Origin of the sequence: Halomonas sp. SS10-MC5, assembly GCF_015992245.1 — a bacterium.
Taxonomy (GTDB): domain Bacteria; phylum Pseudomonadota; class Gammaproteobacteria; order Pseudomonadales; family Halomonadaceae; genus Halomonas; species Halomonas sulfidoxydans.
In genome coordinates this window covers 737,930-755,938 of record NZ_CP065435.1, presented here as the reverse complement: position 1 = coordinate 755,938, position 18,009 = coordinate 737,930, and the positions used below count along the sequence as shown (strand labels likewise).

Genomic DNA, 18,009 nt, shown 5'->3' with positions numbered 1-18,009 from the left:
CGAGTACTACCGCGACAGGCGCTCCAGCAGCGGCTGGATCGAGACGTCACGCGGTTCGCCGTCGAAGTCGTCCTGAATCAGCTCTGTCGCGCGCCGTTCGAGATAGCGCCCCGAACCCTCGACCGCGGCGATACGCTCGATGTCGGCCAGCGACTCGATCAGCTGCGGCGTCAGGCGGTCGAGCACCGGGCGCACCTCCTCGGCGAGGTCGGGCGGGTCGGCGAAGGGGGAACGCCCCTCCTGCAGCCATTGATGGTGCAGGCGGCGCTGGATCTGCTTGCTGGCTTCGAACTGCTTCTCGAAGAAGCGCCGGGCGAAGTCCTCCTCGACGCCGGCGGCTTCGGCATCCTCCGCCACCTGGTCGAGGATCTGCGCCTCGCGCTCGGGCGCCTCGATGGGCGCACCGCTGTTCCACTTGGACTGGGCCACCAGCGGCGCCACGTCGAGCCGCTCGTCGATCAGCCCCAGCATGCGGTCGATGGCCGCCTTGTCCTCGTCGGGTGGCTCCGGTGGCTGCATCTGGCAGCCTGCCAGCAGCAGGGCCAAGGCAACGACAAGCCAGCGGCCAGGATGGATGGGCAACGTCTTACGCAACGACATGGCGATCCTCGCTCGGTTATTGGAGATGCTTCGAAAGGGTACTCCAATTCGGCTCAACGCTCCCGCTGGGATTCCCGCCACTCTTCGGCGGCCTCCTCGACGCCGGGTTCGTCACCGCGGTTGCGCGCCCCCTGGCGATAGGCCTCCTCCTCGCGCACATCGTCGATCACGCTCATCAGCTCCTCCACGTCCACGGTGCTGGTGTCATGCTCGAAGCAGCCGGTCAGCCGGCTCTCGGGATGCAGCTCGCCGGATTCATAGAGCGCCCAGATCTCCTTGCCGTAGTCGGTGCCGAGCAGCTCCGGTGCGAAGCGGCCGAAGTAGCGGCGCATGTTGTCCACGTCGCGCTCGAACATCCACTCGGCGCTGTTGTTGCCGGCGGCGTCCACCGCCTGGGGCAGGTCGATGATCACCGGGCCGTCGGCGGCCAGCAGCACGTTGAACTCGGAGAGATCGCCGTGCACCAGTCCGGCGCACAGCATCTTGACCACGTCGCGCAGGATCTTGGCGTAGTACTCGCGGGCCTGCTCGGGGCTCAGGATCACGTCGTCCAGGCGCGGGGCGGTCAGGCCCTCGGCATCGCTGATCATCTCCATCAGCAGCACGCCGTCGATGAAGCCATAGGGCTGCGGCACCCGCACATCCGCCGCCGCCAGCCGGTAGAGGGCGTCGACCTCGGCATTGAGCCAGGCCTGCTCCTGCTCCTTCTGGCCGTAGCGGGTCTTCTTGGCCATGGCCCGCGAGCGGCGGCTGTTGCGTTCGCGACGCCCCTCCTGGTACTGCACCGCCTGCTTGAAGCTGCGCTGCTTGGCCTCCTTGAAGACCTTGGCGCAGCGGCGCTCGCCGTGGGAAACCACCACGAAGACCTGGGCTTCCTTGCCGCTCATCAGCTGGCTCTCGACTGCGTCGATCAAGCCGTCGTCGATCAGCGGCTGCAATCGTTTAGGTACCTTCACCTATCCTCCTTCTGTTCTCAGCGGCTGACGCGCCGGGCGCGGAACGAGCGCCCCTTGAGCTTGCCCGTGCCGAGCTGGGCGAGCGCCGCCTTGGCGACCTCGCGCTGCACGGCGACGTAGGCGCTGCGCTCCAGCACCTTGATCTTGCCCACCTGAGCCCCCTCGATGCCACCCTCGCCGGTCAGTGCGCCGAGAATATCGCCGGGGCGCACCTTCTGCTTCTTGCCGCCGTCGAGCTGCAGCGTCGTCATCTCCGGCAGGAAGGGGTCCCGCGCCAGCACGTTGCGCGGCGGCAGCGGCGCCTCCTCGAGGGGTTCGCCGAGGAATTCGTTGAGCCGCTCGAGGCGATAGGCCTCGCTCTCGCTGACCAGGGTGCAGGCGATGCCGGAGCCGCCGGCACGGCCGGTACGCCCGACGCGATGTACGTGGACCTCGAGGTCGCGGGCGATCTGGTAGTTGAATACCGCATCCAGCGCGGCGATATCCAGCCCGCGTGCCGCCACGTCGGTGGCCACCAGGATAGAGATGCTACGGTTGGCGAACAGTACCAGGATGCGGTCGCGATCGCGCTGCTCCAGGTCGCCGTGCAGCGCCAGGGCGCTGAAGCCCGCCTCGCACAGGGCATCGGCCACCTCCTGCGTCTCGCGCCGCGTGTTGCAGAACACCACGCTGGAGCGCGGCCGGTGTTGCAGCAGCAGCCCGCGCAGGACTTCGAAGCGCTGCGCCTCGTCGGCCACCCGGTAGACGCGCTGGCGGATGGTGCTTTCGTCATGGCTTGCGGCCACCGCCACCTCGGCCGGATCACGCAGCAGCCCCTCGGCGATGCGTCGGATCTCGTCGCTGAAGGTGGCGCTGAACAGCAGGGTCTGGCGGCTGGCCGGCGTCGCACCGACGATCGCCTCCAGGCTGGGCTGAAAGCCCATGTCGAGCATACGGTCGGCCTCGTCCAGTACCAGCGTGTCGAGCGAAGCGAGATCGAGTGCGCCCTTGCGCAGGTGCTCCTCCACCCTGCCGGGGGTGCCCACCACCACATGCGCACCATGCGCCAGCGAGGCCAGCTGAGGGCCGAAGGGCGCCCCGCCGCACAGGGTCAGCACCTTGACGTTGGGCAGCGTGCGCGCCAGCCGCCGGATCTCGCCGGCCACCTGGTCGGCCAGCTCGCGCGTGGGGCAGAGCACCAGCGCCTGAACCTGGAAGCGCGAGATATCGAGGCGCGAAAGCAGCCCCAGGCCGAACGCCGCGGTCTTGCCCGAGCCGGTCCTGGCCTGGGCGATCACGTCGCGGCCCGCCAGCAGCGGCGGCAGGCTTTCGGCCTGAATCGGCGTCATGGCGTGGTAGCCGAGCGAATCGAGATTGGCCAGCAGTTCTGGTGCCAGCGGCAACGAGGCAAAGGCCCCGTCGTTGGGAGAGTCGGACACGGAAATGGACCTGCGAGACTGAGCGATTGCCGAAGCGGCAAGCAAGCGAGGGTGAATGCGAAGGCACGAGCCGAGGCCGGGCTTCGTCTGCTGGGGAAAGGCAGGCAGCATAGCAGAAAAAGGCGGACGGCATCGTGCTATCGACAGCGCCGAGTCAGCGAGTGCTTACTGGGGCCGTACCGCGGAACGTGCTACATAGAACGTGAAACGCGGAACATGGAACAGGTTGAGCCGGCACGACGCATGGCGCCATGCCGGCTCATCTTCGAAGGGCAAACCAGGGCTCGCCCTCCTCAGGTGGAGGTCAGTGCAGGTTCCTCACTCGCCTGGCGCGGCTCGTCCATGCGCTCGTCCCAGCCGCCGGCCAGCGCCCGGTAGAGCCCCACCAGGGCGCTGGAAGCGCGCACGTTGGCTCGCGCCAGGCCATCCTCGGCCTCGAGTCGCGAACGCTCGCTGTCGATCACCTCGAGGAAGTCGATCACGCCGACCTCGAAGCGTACCCGCGCCTGTCGGGCCGCCTCGGTGCTGGCTTCGGCGGCAGCCGCCAGATGCTCACGTTCACGCAGCGACTGGGCGTAGCGGGCAAGTGCCGTCTCGGCCTCCTCCAGCGCCAGCAGCACGGCCTGCTCGTAGCGCGCCAGGTTGGCCTCGGCGTCGGCATCGGCCGCCGCCATGCGCGCGCGCACCCGCCCGCTGTCGAGGAACGACCAGTCCACCCCCAGCGCCACCAGCCGGGTCTCGCTGTCGCGGCCGAACAGGTCGCCGGTGCTGGCGGCCTGGGTACCGAGCAGGCCGCTCAGGGTGAAGCGCGGGTAGAGGTCGGCGGTGGCCACGCCGATGCTGGCGGTGGCGGCGTGCAGGCGACGCTCGGCGGCGGCGATGTCCGGGCGTCGACGCAGCAGCTCGCCGGGCAGCCCGGCCGCCACTTGGTCCGGCAATGCCGGTAGCGGCGCCGGAGCCTCCAGCCGGGCGACCAGCGCGGCGGGTTCGCGGCCGGTCAGCACCGCCAGGCGATGGGTGATGGCGGCGATCTCGGCCTCGAGCGCCGGGATGCGCGACAGCGTGCTCTCGAGCTGCGCCCGGGCGCGCACGCTGTCGAACTCGGTGCCGCGCCCGGCCTCCAGCCGTGCATCCACCAATTCCAGCGACTCACGCTGGTAATCGGCATTGGCCTCGGCCACGCGCAGCTGCTCCTGCAGGCCGCGCAGGCGCATGTACTGGTCGACCAGCTCGCCGACCACCACTACCTGCATGGCGCGCACATCGGCGGCCGAGGCTTCCGCTTCGGCCTGCTGGGCTTCCACGGCACGCCGCACGCGGCCGAAGAAGTCGAGCTCCCACAGCGCGGCGACGCCGGCATCATAGCTCTCGAAGTCGCGCTGGGAGCGTGTCGCCTCGGGCATCTGGTCGGCGCTGGCGCGCTGATGGGCGGCGCCCGCCTCGGCGGTGACGCTGGGCGCCAGGTCGCGACGCGACTGGCGCAGCAGCGCCAGGCTGCGGTCGTGGCGCGCCAGGGCGATGCGCAGGTCGTGGTTGGCGTCGAAGGCCTCTTCGACCAGCTCGGTCAGCAGCGCATCGTCGAAGCCGCGCCAGAAGTCCCGCTCGACGGCTTCCGTCGTCACCAGTCCCGGCTCGGCGCGCACCAGGGCGGCGGGCTCGGGCAGCGTCGGCGCGCGGTAGTCGGGCCCCACCGCGCAGGCGGCCAACGCCAGCACGAGAGGCAAAGGCAGCAGGTGTCGCATGGTTCTCTTGCGCGTGGCCAGATCAGGCATGATAGGCGCCCTCCACAGGCTGTGCGTCGCGAGGTTCGACCTGACCGCGCGTGACCAGCTTGCGCAGAGCGACGTAGAACACCGGCGTCAGGAACAGGCCGAACAGGGTCACGCCGAGCATGCCGGCGAACACTGCCGTGCCCAGCGCCTGGCGTACCTCGGCGCCGGCACCGCCGGCCAGCATCAGCGGCACCACCGCGGCGGTGAAGGTAATCGAGGTCATGATGATCGGACGCAGGCGCAGGCGGCACGCCTCCAGGGCCGCCTCGACGATGCCGCGACCCTGCAGCTCCAGCTCGCGAGCGAACTCGACGATCAGGATGGCGTTCTTGCATGCCAGGCCGATCAGAACCACCAGGCCCACCTGCACGAAGATGTTGTTGTCACCGCCGGTGAGCTTCACGCCGATCAATGCCGAGAGCATGCACATCGGCACGATCAGGATCACCGCCAGCGGCAGCGTCCAGCTCTCGTAGAGCGCGGCGAGCGCCAGGAACACCAGCAGGATGGCGAGCGGGAACACCACCAGCGCCGCCCCGCCCTGGTTGACCTGCTGGTAGCTCAGGTCGGTCCACTCGAAGCTCATGCCGGCGGGCAGCACTGCCGGGGCGAGCTGCTCCACCACTTCGATGGCCTGGCTCGACGACAGGATCCGCGGGTCGGCCTCGCCCATCAGGTCGGCCGCCGGGTAGCCGTTGTAGCGGATCACCGGATCGGGGCCGAAGGTTCGGTCGATGCGGATCATGCTGCCGATCGGCACCATCTCGCCGTAGGCATTGCGAGTGCGCAGGCGATCGATGTTCTCCACGTCCATGCGGTAGTCGCCGTCGGCCTGGGCCATCACCTGCCAGGTACGACCGAAGCGATTGAAGTCGTTGACGTAGACCGAGCCGAGGTAGACCTGCAGGGTCTCGAACAGGTCGGTCAGCGCCACGCCCTGGGTCTTGGCCTTGACCCGGTCGACGTGCAGGTCGAGCTGGGGCACGTTGGACTGGTAGGAGGTGATCGGGTAGCCCATGCCCGGCGCCTGCATCAGCGCCCCGCTGAAGCCATCGACGGCCTGCTGCAGTTCGCCGTAGCCGAGCCCGGCACGGTCCTGCACGAACAGCGAGAAACCCGACCCCGAACCGATGCCGAGGATCGCCGGCGGAGTGAAGGCGAAGCTGAATGCCTCCTGCATGGCGCCGAACTTGCCGTTGAGCTCACCGACGATCTCCTCGGCGCTGCGCGAACGCGACTCGAACGGGTCGAGGCCGAAGAACACCGTGCCGGTGTTGGGCGTGTTGGTGAACTGCAGCGGGTTGAGCCCGGGGAAGGCCACCGCCGAACTCACGCCTTCGGTCTCCAGCGCCAGGTCGGTCATTTGCCGGATCACCGCCTCGGTACGGTCGAGCGAGGCCCCCTCGGGTAGCTTGGCGCCGCCGATCAGGTACATCTTGTCCTGGGTGGGAATGAAGCCTCCCGGCACCAGTTGGAACATCACCCCGGTACCCGCCAGCAGCAGCACGTAGACGGCGAACACCGCGCCGCGCCGGCGCAGGCTGCGCCCTACGCCGCGCTGATACCCCCGCGAGCTGGCATTGAAGAAGCGGTTGAACGGGCGGAACAGCCAGCCGAAGAGAAAGTCGATCAGCCGCGACAGGCGGTCCTTCGGCGCATCGTGGGGCTTGAGCAGCATCGCCGCCAGCGCCGGCGACAGCGTCAGCGAGTTGATCGCCGAGATCACCGTGGAGATGGCAATGGTCACCGCGAACTGGCGGTAGAACTGCCCGGTGACGCCTTCGAGGAAGGCCATCGGCACGAACACCGCGCACAAGACCACCGAGATGGCGATGATCGGCCCGCTCACCTCGCGCATGGCCTGGTGGGCCGCCGCCAGCGGCGCGAGCCCCTCCTCGATGTTGCGCTCGACGTTCTCCACCACCACGATGGCGTCGTCGACCACGATGCCGATAGCCAGCACCAGGCCGAACAGCGTCAGGGTATTGATCGAGAAACCGAGCAGATAAAGCACGGCGAAGGTCCCCACGATCGACACCGGCACCGCCAGCAGCGGGATCACCGAAGCGCGCCAGGTCTGCAGGAACAGCGTGACTACCAGCACCACCAGCAGTACCGCCTCGAGCAGGGTCTTGATCACCGACTTGATCGAGTCGCGCACGAACACCGTGGGGTCGTAGACGATGGTGTGCTCAACGCCTTCGGGAAAGCGCTCGGCCAGCTCGTCCATCTTGTCGCGTACCGCATCGGAGAGCGCAATGGCGTTGGACCCGGGCGCCTGGAAGATGCCGATGGCCACCGCCTGCTGGTTGTCGAGCAGCGAACGCAGCGAGTACTCGGCGGCGCCAAGCTCGATGCGCGCCACGTCCGAGAGGTAGGTGATCTGCCCGTCGGCTCCGGCCTTGACCACGATATCGCCGAACTCCTCCTCGGTGGTCAGGCGCCCCTGGGCGTTGATCGAGACGAGGAAATCCGACGCGGTCGGGGTCGGCGGCGCGCCGAGCTGTCCCGCCGAGACCTGCACGTTCTGCTCACGAATCGCCGCGATGATGTCACCCGCGGTGAGCCCGCGCGCGGCGGCCCGGTCGGGATCGATCCACACCCGCATGGCGTAATCGCCGGCACCGAACAGCATCGCCTGCCCCACCCCGGGCAGCCGCGCCAGCTCGTCGCGCACGTGCAGCGCCGCGTAGTTGCGCAGGTAGGTGCTGTCGTAGCGCCCGTCGGGCGAGATCAACTGCGGCACCATGGTCAGGTCGGGCGACTGCTTGTCGGTGGTCACGCCCTGGCGGCGCACCGCCTCGGGCAGCCGCGCCTGAGCCTGGGCGACGCGGTTCTGCACCTGCACCTGGGCCTCGTCGGGGTCGGTACCGGGGCGGAAGGTCAGCGTCATCGCCAGCACCCCGTCGGAGCCGGCCACCGACTTCATGTACATCAGGTCCTCGACCCCGGTGATCGCCTCCTCCAGCGGTGTCGCCACCGTCTCGGCGATCTCCTTGGGGTTGGCGCCGGGATAGACCGCGCGCACCTGCACGGTGGGCGGCACCACGTCGGGATACTCGCTGACCGGCAGCAGCGGGATGGTGATGGCACCGGCGATGAAGATCAGGATCGACAGCACCGCGGCGAAGATCGGCCGGTCGACGAAGAACTTGGCGAAATCCATGACAAGACTCCCTCCCGGCGCGGACAGCCACGTCCGCGCCGAAGATCGTTCAGGGTTTATAGCGCTTGTTCTGTTACATCGGGCAGTGGAGTCTGGCGGTCAGTGCGTGGCGGCCAGCTCGTTGCCTCCCTCGGCCTGGCCGCGCATGTCGACGCTCTCCGCCGCCACCGGCATCCCCGGGAAGAAGATCCGCTGGGCGCCATTCACGACCACGTGGTCGCCGGGTTCGAGACCGGCGGCGACGACACGCAGTCCGTCGGCCATGCGCCCCAGCTGCACGTCGCGGCGCATGGCGCGCCCCTCCTCGTCGACCACGTAGACGTACTTGCGGTCCTGGTCGGTGAGCACCGCCTTGTCGTCGATCAGCAGGGAGCCCTCCGCCTCCCCCGCGAGCAGCTGTACGCGGGCGTACATGCCCGGGGCGAAGCGGCCGTCGCTGTTGTCGAGCACGGCGCGGGTGAGAATGGTGCCGGCCTCGGCATCGAGGCGGTTGTCGACGAAATCGACTTCGCCGCGGTAGGGGTAGCCCTCGTCGTTGGCCAGCCCCACGCGCACCGGTATGCCGCCCTCGCGGAAACTGGCCTGGCTGCCGTTACGCGCCATGGCGTCGTAGTGCAGGTAGGCCAGCTCGTCGCTGTGGAAGTGCACATGGACCCGGTCCAGGGCAACGATCCGGGTCAGCGGCGAGGCCTCGGAGACCAGGTTGCCCGGGGTGACCAATGCCCTGCCGGCACGCCCGGCGATGGGCGCGCGCACTTCGGTGAACTCCATGTTGAGCCTGGCCGTCTCGGCGATGGCCCGGGCCGCCAGGATGTCGGCCTCGGCGGTGGCCGCCGCGGCGCGCCGCTGGTCCAGCTCCTCGCGCGAGATCGAGCGGCTCTGGGCCAACGCCTCGGCCCGGGCGGCTTCGCTGCGCGCCAGCTCGGCACGCGCCCGGGCCCGCTGCAGCTCGGCCTCGGCGCGCTCCAGCTCGGCGCGGTAGGGGCGCTGATCGATGACGAACAGCACCTCACCCTTCTCGACCTCCTGGCCTTCGGTGTAGTTGACGCTCTCGATGTAGCCCGACACGCGCGGGCGCAGGTCGACCGTCTCCACCGCCTCGATACGGCCGGTGAAGGCGTCCCACAGCTCCACGTCCTCGACCAGCACCTGGGCCACGCTGACCTGGGGCGGCGGCGGCCCCTGCTCCGCAGCCTCCTGGGTATCGGCCTGGCTTTCGCATCCTGTCAGGATGACCAACCCGGCGACCACGGCGGTAGCCATGAGCGCTCGCCGGCCTTCTCGATTCGCGAACATCTTGTGGACGTTCATTGTTTCTTTTCTCCCGATACAAGTAGCAGTTAGCAGTGTCGTTATTCGTTCCGGCCAGCGACGCCCATCCCTTGCCTCATTATTCTTAATATCTGTGTCTTGATTTATTAATGTCGTTTGTCGGCGCGATAAATCGACAACTGCAAACTTTGCCGAAGGCCACCATATAGTGTTACCGGTCACTTGATTAGTCGGGCCAACAGGGAAATACTGTCCCATTGGCGGGACAGTTTCCGTGCGGCCGTTCTCGTCGACTCTCGCCCTGCAGTGTTGCTCTCCCCTGACATTGCATGCACGGCACAGGACAACGACCATGCTGCAAGACCTCAACGATGCCCTGATCTTTGCCAAGGTCGTGGAGCAGGGCAGTTTCATTGCCGCTGCCAAGCAGCTTCGCCTTGGAAAGACCACCGTCAGTCGCAAGGTGCAGGACCTGGAGCGGCGCCTCGGTGCCCGGCTGCTGAACCGCACCACCCGCAGGCTGAGCCTCACCGAAGCCGGTGCCATCTACTTCGACTACTGCAATCGCATCGCCCGCGACCTCGGCGAGGCGGAAAAGGCCGTGCACCACCTCGAGGAGAGCCCCCGCGGCTGGCTCAGGGTCACCGCCCCCTTCACCATGTGCACCGAATTCACCTCGGTCCTGATACGCGATTTCCGCCAGCTGTACCCCCAGGTGCGCATCGAGCTGGTGCTCTCCAACGAGCGCCTGGACCTGGTCGCCAACCAGATCGACGTCGCCCTGCGGGTCGGCGCCCTGCCGGACTCCAGCCTGGTGGCGCGCCCCCTGGCCCGCTTCCGCTCGTTCGTCTATGCCAGCGAGAGCTACCTCGCTCGCCACGGCGAGCCGCGCACGCCATCGGACCTGGCCTCCCATGCGGTGCTGGCCAAGGCCTTGGACCAGCGCGGCCAGCGCTACGTCTGGCAGCTGCGCAACAGCGCGAGCCGGGAAAGCGTCGAGGTGGAAGTCGATCCGGTGGCCATTGCCAACGACCCCTTGGCCCTGCGCGGCATGCTCGAGGATGGCCAGGGCATCATGCTCGCCAACGAGTTCGTCGTCTGCCTCGGTGCGGAAACCGCGCGGCCCCGGCGCATCCTCGAAGGCTGGGAAGGCCCCGAGGTGGAGCTCAACGCGGTGTTCCCGGGCGGCCAGCTCATCTCGCCCAAGGTGCGCACCTTCGTCGACTTCGTGGTCGAGAGCATGCGGATCGAGAGCCTGTCGGCACCCGAGCCGTGGCGGCCGCCGGTGTCCACCGGCGCAGCGGCCGAGGCCGTCGACGAAACGGCATGATTCGCCGGGCGCCGCAACTCAGGGCGCCACGTCCAGCGGCTTGTCATGCCGGCGCTCGGCCTCCTCCTCGGTATCCAGTCCCAGGAAACCGCCCGACTGGCGGCGCCACAGCGAGGCGTAGAGGCCGCCCTGCGCCAGCAGCTCGCGGTGAGTGCCGCTCTCGACGATTTCCCCCTCGTCGATGACCACCAGGCGGTCGAGCATGGCGATGGTGGAGAGCCGGTGGGCGATGGCGATCACCGACTTGCCCTCCATCAGGGTATAGAGCTGCTCCTGGATCGCCGCCTCGACTTCGGAGTCGAGCGCCGAGGTGGCCTCGTCGAGCACCAGGATAGGCGCATCCTTGAGCAGCACCCGGGCGATGGCGATGCGCTGGCGCTGGCCGCCGGAGAGCTTGACCCCGCGCTCACCGACATGGGCGTCCAGGCCACGGCGGCCTTCGAGATCCACCAGCTCGTCGATGAAGGTATCGGCGTGGGCGCGGCGCACCGCCTCCCGGATCTCCTCCTCGCTGGCGTCGGGACTGCCGTAGCGGATGTTGTCGCGCACCGAGCGGTGCAGCAGCGAGGTGTCCTGGGTGACCATGCCGATCTTGCGGCGCAGCGACTCCTGGGTGACACCGGCGATGTCCTGGCCGTCGATCAGGATGCGCCCGCCCTCCAGGTCGTAGAAGCGCAGCAGCAGGTTGGCCAGGGTCGACTTGCCGGCCCCCGAGCGCCCGATCAGCCCGACCTTCTCCCCCGGGGCGATGTCCAGGGTAAGGCCATCGAAGACCCGGTTCGTCTCGCCGTCCGGGCGCGCGTAGCCGAAGCGCAGCGCTTCGAAGCGGATCTCGCCGCGCGGCACCACGAGTTCACCGGCACCGGGCACGTCCTGGACCGCCTGCTCGCGGGCGATGGTATTGATCCCGTCCTGCACCGTACCGATGTTCTCGAACAGCGCCGCCACCTCCCACAGGATCCAGTTGGACATGAAGCGAATGCGCATCACCAGCGCGATGGCCACGGCGATGATGCCCAGCGACACGGCCTCGAGGTACCAGGCGCCGATGGCCACCGCCGCCACCCCGGCCAGCAGCAGCGAGTTGAGCAGCGTCAGGCTCACGGTGAGCCCCGTGGCCAGGCGCATCTGGCGATGTACCGTCACCATGAACTGCTCCATGGCTTCGCGGGCATAGGCCTGCTCGCGACGGGTGTCGGCGAACAGCTTGATGGTCTGGATGTTGCTGTAGCTGTCGACGATGCGCCCGGTCATGACCGCGCGGGCGTCGGCCTGCTGCATGGAGACCCGCCGCAGCCGCGGCACGTAGTGGCGCAGGATCGCCACGTAGCCGGCCAGCCACACCAGCAGCGGCAACATCAGCCAGGGTTCGGCCTGCCCCATCACCAGCATGGCGCCGGCAAAGTAGACCAGTACGTAGACCATCAGGTCGAGCAGTTTGGTAACCGTCTCGCGGATCGCCAGGGCCGTCTGCATTACCTTCTGCGAGACGCGTCCGGCGAACTCGTCCTGGTAGAAGGCCAGGCTCTGGCTGAGCATGTGACGGTGCGCCAGCCAGCGGCCGAGCATCGGGTAGTTGCCGAAGATACCCTGATGCATCACCAGCGACTGCAGCAGGGTCAGCAGCGGCAGACCGATCGCCACCAGTGCCGCCATGCCGGCCAGGCGCCAGCCATATTCGGCGAAGAACCCCTCGCGCTCGGCGTCCGCCAGCCAGTCCACCACCTCGCCCATGTAACTGAAGAACACCACCTCCGCGGCAGAGACCAGCGCCGTCAACAGCGCCAGCGCCGCCAGCAGCGGCAGCAGTGGGCGCGAGAAGTGCAGGATGAACGGGCCGAGCTCCCGCGGCGGTGTCCCGGTCTGCCCCGAGGGGTAGGGATCCACCAGTGTCTCGAAGAAACGGAACATGACAACTCCATCGTCAGGAAAAAGAAACAGGCGGCGCTTCCGGAATGATTCCCGAGGCTCCAGAGCGACTGACAGTTCGCAGGCTAAAACCTAAACTTAAATTGAGGTCAAGAAGGAGAATGAAAAAAATGAGAGAAAGGCGAGCTGAAAACCATACGAGCCTACCGTGTGAATGCAAAATCAATCTTGGTGATTTTAATCATCAAGAAACCTTATATATATAAGCCCAAGTCTGGAGGATGCGTGCAATGACTTGCCAGACGCTTGGCGAAGCGCTAAAAACGTCTCCCCAGCAGAAGCCAAGGAGACGGAAGATGCCGGCCCACCTCCAGCGCGACCTCAGTGTTGGCGAAGTCGCGAAGCGCAGCGGCCTGGCGGTTTCCGCCATTCACTTCTACGAGGCCAAGGGGCTGATCAAGAGCCGCCGCAACGCCGGCAATCAGCGCCGCTTCTCCCGCGACGTGCTGCGGCGCGTGGCGATCATCAAGGTCGCCCAGCGGACCGGTATCCCCCTCGCCGAGATCCGCACCGCCTTCGAGGACCTGCCCGACTTCCGCGCCCCCACCGCCGCCGACTGGAAGCGGCTCTCGACGAACTGGCGGCATGCTCTGGACGAACGGATCGCCCGCCTTGCCCAGCTGCGCGACCAGCTCGACCACTGCATCGGCTGCGGTTGCCTGTCGATGGAGGACTGCCCGCTGCGCAACCCCGAGGACGAACTGGCCGCCGAGGGCTCGGGACCGCGATTACTCGACCCCGACTGAACTACCGTTTAACCGTTCTGTTACGTTAGCGACGGGACCTGCTATCTTGTGCTAAGCGCGCCTGGAGGGACCCGCCATGACTGAGCCACTGACGCTTTACACGCACCCCATGTCCCGCGGTCGCATCGCCCGCTGGATGCTCGAGGAGACCGGGACGACCTACCATACCGAGATCGTGACGTTCGGCTCAGCCATGAAGTCGCCCCGGTACCTTGCCATCAATCCCATGGGCAAGGTACCCGCAATACGTCACGGCGATACGGTGGTGACCGAATGCGCCGCCATCTGCGCCTACCTGGCGGATGCCTTTCCCGAAGCCGGCTTGGCGCCGCCTCTCGCCGAGCGCGGCGCCTACTACCGCTGGCTGTTCTTCGCCGCCGGCCCGCTGGAGGCCGCCATCACCGATCGTGACCTGGGCATGGAACCCAACATCGAACAGCAGGGCAGGGTCGGCTACGGCAGCATCGAGGCCGTCCTGGAGACCCTCGAAGTCGCCGTCAGCGCTCACGAGTTCATTGCCGGCCCGCACTTCAGCGCCGCCGACGTCTACCTCGGTTCCCACATCGGCTGGGGGCTGCAGTTCGGCAGCCTGGAGTCCTGCCCCGCCTTTGCCGACTACTGGGCACGGGTCAGCGACCGCGAGGCGTACCGGCGTGCCAACTCCCTCGACGAGCAGGCCGCACGCCAGGCGGCCAACCCACAGGGAGCCTGAAGCACAGCAGTACGCCAACGGCGGAAGATCAATGCTGCTCGAAGGGGCGTGTCCAAAGATCGTCAGGCTGGTGACGATTGAGAATCTCCTCCGCTTCCGGCTTCGATTCGTCCGGCACGATCACTTTGACCTGATTGGCCTCCTTGTCGAAGTGGAGCTTCTCGCGCGGAAAGTTCTTGGAGATGAGCCCGTCGTAGGCGTTGGTCGCCTTCATGAGGTCGTGATAGGTCGCCGTTACGGTCAGAGTCATGACGTTCTCCTTCCATTGGTTGTCTCTACGAGCACGACGGCACCCCGTTGGGATGTCCTTTTGCCTCCTTCAGTATAGTGAAAGGCTCTCGTCGTCCAGTCTCACCCGGCAAGGGTCTCCGCCAGCGTCCAGTCGTTGTCGGTCAGCGGCTCGGCCCCCTCGGGGGTGACCCGCACGGTATCGCTGAGCCCGATGCCCCACGCTCCCGGCACGCGCAGGCACAGCGGCAGGTGAAAGACCATGTCGGCCTCGAACCGACGCGGCTGGCCGCGGGCGATGTAGCCGCTGCCCTCGACCCAGCTGGGCGGAAACTGCGCGCCCACGGCATAGCCGAACACGCCCGAGAAGAACACTCGCTCGGCGTGGGGCTCGAGCACGGCCTCGGCGGCCCGGGCGGCATCGTCGAAGCTGTTGCCGGGACGCATCGTCGCGACCAGGGCCTCGAACAGGTCACGACACACATCGCGCAGCACCAGCATCGGCGGCGTGGCGCGCCCGGCCACGACCGTCTTCATCATCGGCGCGGTGTAGCGCCGGTAGGCGGCGCCAAACTCCAGGAAGACCGGCTCATCGAGGGCAATGCGATGACGCTGATGGTTCACGTGGATCACGCTGATGCGCCGGCCGGTGGTCACGATGGGCTGCATGCTCATGAACTCGCTGCCGGCCGCCAGCATCGCCCGCGCGCCCTCCGCCGCCACGTCGCCGTCCGTCATGCCGGGGACGACGATCCGTGCTGCCGCCCTGAGCCCCAGCGAGGTGATCCGGGCACTCTCGCGCAGGCAGGCGAGCTCCGCTTCGCTCTTGACGATGCGGATGCGGTCGAGCAGCTCGCCACCATCGTCACGGAAGCGCTCGCTGCCCAGGCGCGCCTGCAGCTCGCGCAACACGCCGTGGCGCAGCCCCGCGCCGAAGAGGTCCAGGCCGATGGCACGAAAGGGAGCCAGGGTCTCGGCCAGGGGCTCGATCACCTCGCCGATGCCCTCCCAGCGGTAGCCGAGCAGCTCGTCGACCCGCGCGGTGACCACCGCCGGCCCGGTCTCGATGGAAGGGACCTGCAGCACCAGCCGGTCGGCCGAGCAGACGAGGCAGGTATGTACCGACACCTCGAAGGTGTTGTAGCCGGTCAGGTAGTAGATGTCGGCAGGGTCGGTCAGCAGCAGGGCATCCAGGCCGGCGTGCTGCATGGCGTCACGCACGCGGGCCAGGCGGGCATCGAACTCGCTCTCGGGGAAGGCCAGCTCGCTGGCCTCTAGCCGTGCCGCCAGGGCGTGGCGGTACTGGTGGTGGTCCATGGTGCGGCTCCGACACTTGGGGAATCTCAAGGCAGTGTAGCCGTGACCGGCATCATGTCAGCCCTCATCGAGGCGAAATAGGGCTGTTCCAGGGCAGGCCGGTTTCGTAGAATCCAGCCTCGTATCCGATGCAACAGGACAACGTTATGGGCAGGGCCTTTCAGAACCGCAAGGAATCCATGGCCAAGACGGCCGCCGCCAAGACCAAGGTGTACAGCAAGTACGGGCGCGAGATCTATGTCTGCGCCAAGCAGGGCGGCACCGACCCCAACGGCAACCTGACGCTGCGAGGGCTGATCGAGCGCGCCAAGAAGGACCAGGTGCCCAGCCACGTGATCGACAAGGCACTGGACAAGGCCAGCGGCGTGGGCGGCGAGGACTACTCACCGGCGCGCTACGAGGGCTTCGGCCCGGGCAACTGCATGGTCATCGTCGACTGCCTGACCGACAACCCCAACCGCACCTTCGGCGACGTGCGCGCCTGCTTCAACAAGGCCAAGAGCAAGCTCGGCACCCCGGGCAGCGTCAGCCACATGTTCGACCACTGCGCGATTCTCGCCTACGCCGGCGACGACGAGGAAGCGGCGCTGGAGGCCTTGATGGAGGCCGATGTCGACGTCACCGACATCGAGAACGAGGAGGGTCGCATCACCGTCTTCGCCCCGCACACCGAGTATGCCAAGGCCAAGCAGGCACTGATCGATGCCTTCGGCGAGCTCGAGTTCGAGGTCGACGAGATCCAGTTCGTGCCCCAGACCACCACCCCGGTCGAGGGTGACGATGTGGCACTGTTCGAGAAGCTGCTCGACGCCCTCAACGACCTCGACGACGTGCAGAACGTCTTCCATAACGCCGAAGTCAGCGCCTGACGCGCAACGCCGCGCCCGGCTGGGCGCGGCGTTGCGTTCCTCTTGCCGAAGCGCTTTCAGCCGACAGTCAAGCCCCGCGTGACGGCGTAGAACCGCTATCGCCAGGCTTCGATCCGGAAGCGCCGGGGGGCTGCGGGTTCGCCGAACGGGAGCCCGAGGCGGTGGTCCCGGAGGGGCCGCCGGCAGAAGCAGTGCTGGTGCCGGTACCGCCTTTGCCTGCCGCCGTTTCCCGCCCGGGGCCAGGGCTGCCCGACGTGGAAGCCGAGCCCGCCTTGGCATAGCGCGCTTCGCTCGAGGGGTTTTCCACGTAGCTCGACGAGTTCGACGGCTGTGCCGTGCGAGCCTCCTCCTTGAGCCTGTCTGCGGTCTCGTGAATCTTCTCCTCGGCCCGCGCGAGCTGATCTCGCCCCGCGTCCTCCGCGCGCTGCAGGGCCCGGTCGCGCATCTCGCCCAGGTGCCGGTTTTCGGCACGAGTCGGCGAGAACAGGCTGCCGAGCACGGCTCCCATCGCGATACCAAGGGCGCCGGCCACCAGCGGATGATCCTGGACGAAGTGGCTGGTCTGTGCCCCCGCATCGCGTGCGCGATGGCTGACGGCCTGCATGGTGGAGTGCTGGCGATCACGCAGCCGCGAGGTGCGGTCACGCATCTGCCCGCCCATGTGCTGGGCGCGCTCGCGCATCTGATCGCTGACATGCTGGGCGCGGTCCCGTACCTGGCCGCCCATGTGCTGGGCGCGATCCCTCATGTTGCCGGCCATCTGCTGTGCCTTGTGCGTCATGCCAGCGCCATGGCCGTGCTCTGCTTCGCCATGCTGCGGCGAGGCGCCCAGCGCCGCGGGGTCATGCCCCAGGGTCGTGGTGCCGGCGCCGCTGATGCCGCCCCCCGGGGCGGTGTCGCCATCGGGCATGCGCGTGACGGGCAGCGTGGAGCCGGGGTAGCCCCCCGCATAGGGCTCTCGGTCGAGGTAGTCGTGGTCATGGCCGGAGCGGCGCTGCGCCAGCAGCAGCCAGCCCAGGCCAATGCCGGTCACCATGACAGGGAGCGGGTTCTCGCGAATCGTTCTACCCAGCGAGGAGAGCGCATTTTCTGCACCGCCGTGGCGGAGGTAATCATAGGTCGTGTTCATAAGCGTTTGGGGAGAGAATCTCTCTTCGATTTCGTGAAGGGTCTCATCCAGACGCGCGCGCGTCTGGTGAATCTCGTGTTCGATCTCGTCCGAGGTACGTCGGTCACGCTGACTCATCTCAACTCCTCCTTGACCGCCGCCTCGTGCTCCTGGGTCAGCGCCTTGTCGCGCCGCAGGCTGGCCATGGTGCGCGTCGGCATCAGGTTTTCCTGCCTGAGTTTCTTGCGCCCCGCTTGGAGCATGATGAAGCCGATCACCACTACCACCCCACCGACGATAAGGGCGCTGAGCCAAGGGGTGGTGTCGGGAGGCAGCACGGTATTGAGACCGAAGACCGCCGCGGCAAGCAGCACCAGGAAACCACACAGGAGAACCGCACCGGCGATGGCGATCGAGGCCAGGGCACCCATGGCCTGACTGGTCTTTTCGCCCATCTCGGCCTTGACGAGCTCGGTCTCCTTGCGCACCAGCGAGGTGACTTCACGTGCCAGATTGGAGAAGAGAGACCCTATCGAGGGCTCTCCCGTACGTACTCTGTTTTCCGCTTCCATGAGGTGTCGCCTCC

The 18,009-nt window shown here is 67.4% G+C and carries 15 protein-coding genes; 4 read left to right on the top strand and 11 right to left on the bottom strand.

The genetic code is table 11. From position 1 onward, the window contains the following. Positions 1 to 6: 6 nt before the first annotated feature. From aroQ to I4484_RS03480, 6 genes are all read right to left on the bottom strand, one after another. On the bottom strand, positions 7 to 600 hold the full coding sequence (aroQ, locus tag I4484_RS03505) for a gamma subclass chorismate mutase AroQ (RefSeq protein WP_197449645.1): 594 nt from the start codon (positions 598 to 600) through the stop codon (positions 7 to 9). Positions 601 to 653: 53 nt separating this feature from the next. Further along, positions 654 to 1,556, bottom strand: coding sequence for a PA4780 family RIO1-like protein kinase (locus tag I4484_RS03500; protein WP_197449644.1), 903 nt, complete (start codon positions 1,554 to 1,556; stop codon positions 654 to 656). A 17-nt stretch (positions 1,557 to 1,573) separates the two neighbouring features. Continuing rightward, positions 1,574 to 2,974 (bottom strand): ATP-dependent RNA helicase DbpA, encoded by a 1,401-nt coding sequence (gene dbpA, locus I4484_RS03495; protein ID WP_197449643.1) that lies wholly within the window; start codon positions 2,972 to 2,974, stop codon positions 1,574 to 1,576. A 293-nt stretch (positions 2,975 to 3,267) separates the two neighbouring features. Next, entirely contained in the window at positions 3,268 to 4,746 is a 1,479-nt protein-coding gene (locus I4484_RS03490) for an efflux transporter outer membrane subunit (RefSeq protein WP_234283615.1), read from the bottom strand. After that, positions 4,739 to 7,912 carry an efflux RND transporter permease subunit gene (locus I4484_RS03485; protein ID WP_197449642.1) on the bottom strand — a complete coding sequence of 1,058 codons (3,174 nt, stop codon included), beginning with the start codon at positions 7,910 to 7,912 and terminating at the stop codon, positions 4,739 to 4,741. The genes I4484_RS03490 and I4484_RS03485 overlap by 8 nt, the downstream gene beginning before the upstream one ends. A gap of 99 nt (positions 7,913 to 8,011) precedes the next feature. Next, positions 8,012 to 9,223, bottom strand: a complete 1,212-nt coding sequence (locus tag I4484_RS03480; RefSeq protein ID WP_197449641.1) for an efflux RND transporter periplasmic adaptor subunit — start codon at positions 9,221 to 9,223, stop codon at positions 8,012 to 8,014. A 313-nt stretch (positions 9,224 to 9,536) separates the two neighbouring features. On the opposite strand from I4484_RS03480, the gene I4484_RS03475 reads away from it, so the two are divergent. Then, a complete protein-coding gene (locus tag I4484_RS03475) occupies positions 9,537 to 10,514 on the top strand; it encodes a LysR family transcriptional regulator (RefSeq protein WP_197449640.1) in 978 nt (325 codons plus the stop codon). 18 nt (positions 10,515 to 10,532) lie between these two features. Here I4484_RS03475 and I4484_RS03470 read toward each other — a convergent pair whose 3' ends face one another. Continuing rightward, a complete protein-coding gene (locus tag I4484_RS03470) occupies positions 10,533 to 12,425 on the bottom strand; it encodes an ABC transporter ATP-binding protein (protein ID WP_197449639.1) in 1,893 nt (630 codons plus the stop codon). A gap of 314 nt (positions 12,426 to 12,739) precedes the next feature. Here I4484_RS03470 and soxR point away from each other — a divergent pair, with 314 nt between their 5' ends. Both soxR and I4484_RS03460 read left to right on the top strand, forming a co-directional pair. Next, positions 12,740 to 13,189 carry a redox-sensitive transcriptional activator SoxR gene (gene soxR / locus I4484_RS03465; protein ID WP_197449638.1) on the top strand — a complete coding sequence of 150 codons (450 nt, stop codon included), beginning with the start codon at positions 12,740 to 12,742 and terminating at the stop codon, positions 13,187 to 13,189. 76 nt (positions 13,190 to 13,265) lie between these two features. Beyond that, positions 13,266 to 13,901, top strand: coding sequence for a glutathione S-transferase family protein (locus I4484_RS03460; RefSeq protein WP_197449637.1), 636 nt, complete (start codon positions 13,266 to 13,268; stop codon positions 13,899 to 13,901). A gap of 28 nt (positions 13,902 to 13,929) precedes the next feature. Here I4484_RS03460 and I4484_RS03455 read toward each other — a convergent pair whose 3' ends face one another. Beyond that, positions 13,930 to 14,151: a hypothetical protein gene (locus I4484_RS03455; protein ID WP_197449636.1), complete on the bottom strand. Its 222-nt coding sequence runs from the start codon at positions 14,149 to 14,151 to the stop codon at positions 13,930 to 13,932. Between the two features lie 101 nt (positions 14,152 to 14,252). Next, positions 14,253 to 15,446, bottom strand: coding sequence for a Xaa-Pro peptidase family protein (locus tag I4484_RS03450; protein WP_197449635.1), 1,194 nt, complete (start codon positions 15,444 to 15,446; stop codon positions 14,253 to 14,255). A gap of 146 nt (positions 15,447 to 15,592) precedes the next feature. Between I4484_RS03450 and I4484_RS03445 the strand changes: the two genes are divergently transcribed. Further along, positions 15,593 to 16,315 carry a YebC/PmpR family DNA-binding transcriptional regulator gene (locus tag I4484_RS03445; protein WP_197449634.1) on the top strand — a complete coding sequence of 241 codons (723 nt, stop codon included), beginning with the start codon at positions 15,593 to 15,595 and terminating at the stop codon, positions 16,313 to 16,315. Positions 16,316 to 16,382: 67 nt separating this feature from the next. On the opposite strand, the gene I4484_RS03440 is transcribed toward I4484_RS03445, so the two are convergent. Together I4484_RS03440 and I4484_RS03435 are read right to left on the bottom strand one after the other, a co-directional pair. Further along, on the bottom strand, positions 16,383 to 17,561 hold the full coding sequence (locus I4484_RS03440) for a DUF3618 domain-containing protein (RefSeq protein ID WP_197449633.1): 1,179 nt from the start codon (positions 17,559 to 17,561) through the stop codon (positions 16,383 to 16,385). Beyond that, entirely contained in the window at positions 17,558 to 17,995 is a 438-nt protein-coding gene (locus I4484_RS03435; protein ID WP_197449632.1) for a phage holin family protein, read from the bottom strand. Before I4484_RS03435 ends, I4484_RS03440 begins: the two co-directional genes overlap by 4 nt. Between the last annotated feature and the right edge of the window lie 14 nt (positions 17,996 to 18,009).

Coding starts and splice junctions, on each gene's coding strand:
- I4484_RS03445 (WP_197449634.1), top strand. CDS start 15,593: ATGGGCAGGGCCTTTCAGAACCGCAAGGAATCCATGGCCAAGACGGCC.
- I4484_RS03490 (WP_234283615.1), bottom strand. CDS start 4,746: ATGCCTGATCTGGCCACGCGCAAGAGAACCATGCGACACCTGCTGCCT.
- aroQ (WP_197449645.1), bottom strand. CDS start 600: ATGTCGTTGCGTAAGACGTTGCCCATCCATCCTGGCCGCTGGCTTGTC.
- I4484_RS03460 (WP_197449637.1), top strand. CDS start 13,266: ATGACTGAGCCACTGACGCTTTACACGCACCCCATGTCCCGCGGTCGC.
- I4484_RS03455 (WP_197449636.1), bottom strand. CDS start 14,151: ATGACTCTGACCGTAACGGCGACCTATCACGACCTCATGAAGGCGACC.
- I4484_RS03450 (WP_197449635.1), bottom strand. CDS start 15,446: ATGGACCACCACCAGTACCGCCACGCCCTGGCGGCACGGCTAGAGGCC.
- I4484_RS03470 (WP_197449639.1), bottom strand. CDS start 12,425: ATGTTCCGTTTCTTCGAGACACTGGTGGATCCCTACCCCTCGGGGCAG.
- soxR (WP_197449638.1), top strand. CDS start 12,740: ATGCCGGCCCACCTCCAGCGCGACCTCAGTGTTGGCGAAGTCGCGAAG.
- I4484_RS03475 (WP_197449640.1), top strand. CDS start 9,537: ATGCTGCAAGACCTCAACGATGCCCTGATCTTTGCCAAGGTCGTGGAG.
- I4484_RS03435 (WP_197449632.1), bottom strand. CDS start 17,995: ATGGAAGCGGAAAACAGAGTACGTACGGGAGAGCCCTCGATAGGGTCT.
- I4484_RS03440 (WP_197449633.1), bottom strand. CDS start 17,561: ATGAGTCAGCGTGACCGACGTACCTCGGACGAGATCGAACACGAGATT.
- I4484_RS03480 (WP_197449641.1), bottom strand. CDS start 9,223: ATGAACGTCCACAAGATGTTCGCGAATCGAGAAGGCCGGCGAGCGCTC.
- I4484_RS03485 (WP_197449642.1), bottom strand. CDS start 7,912: ATGGATTTCGCCAAGTTCTTCGTCGACCGGCCGATCTTCGCCGCGGTG.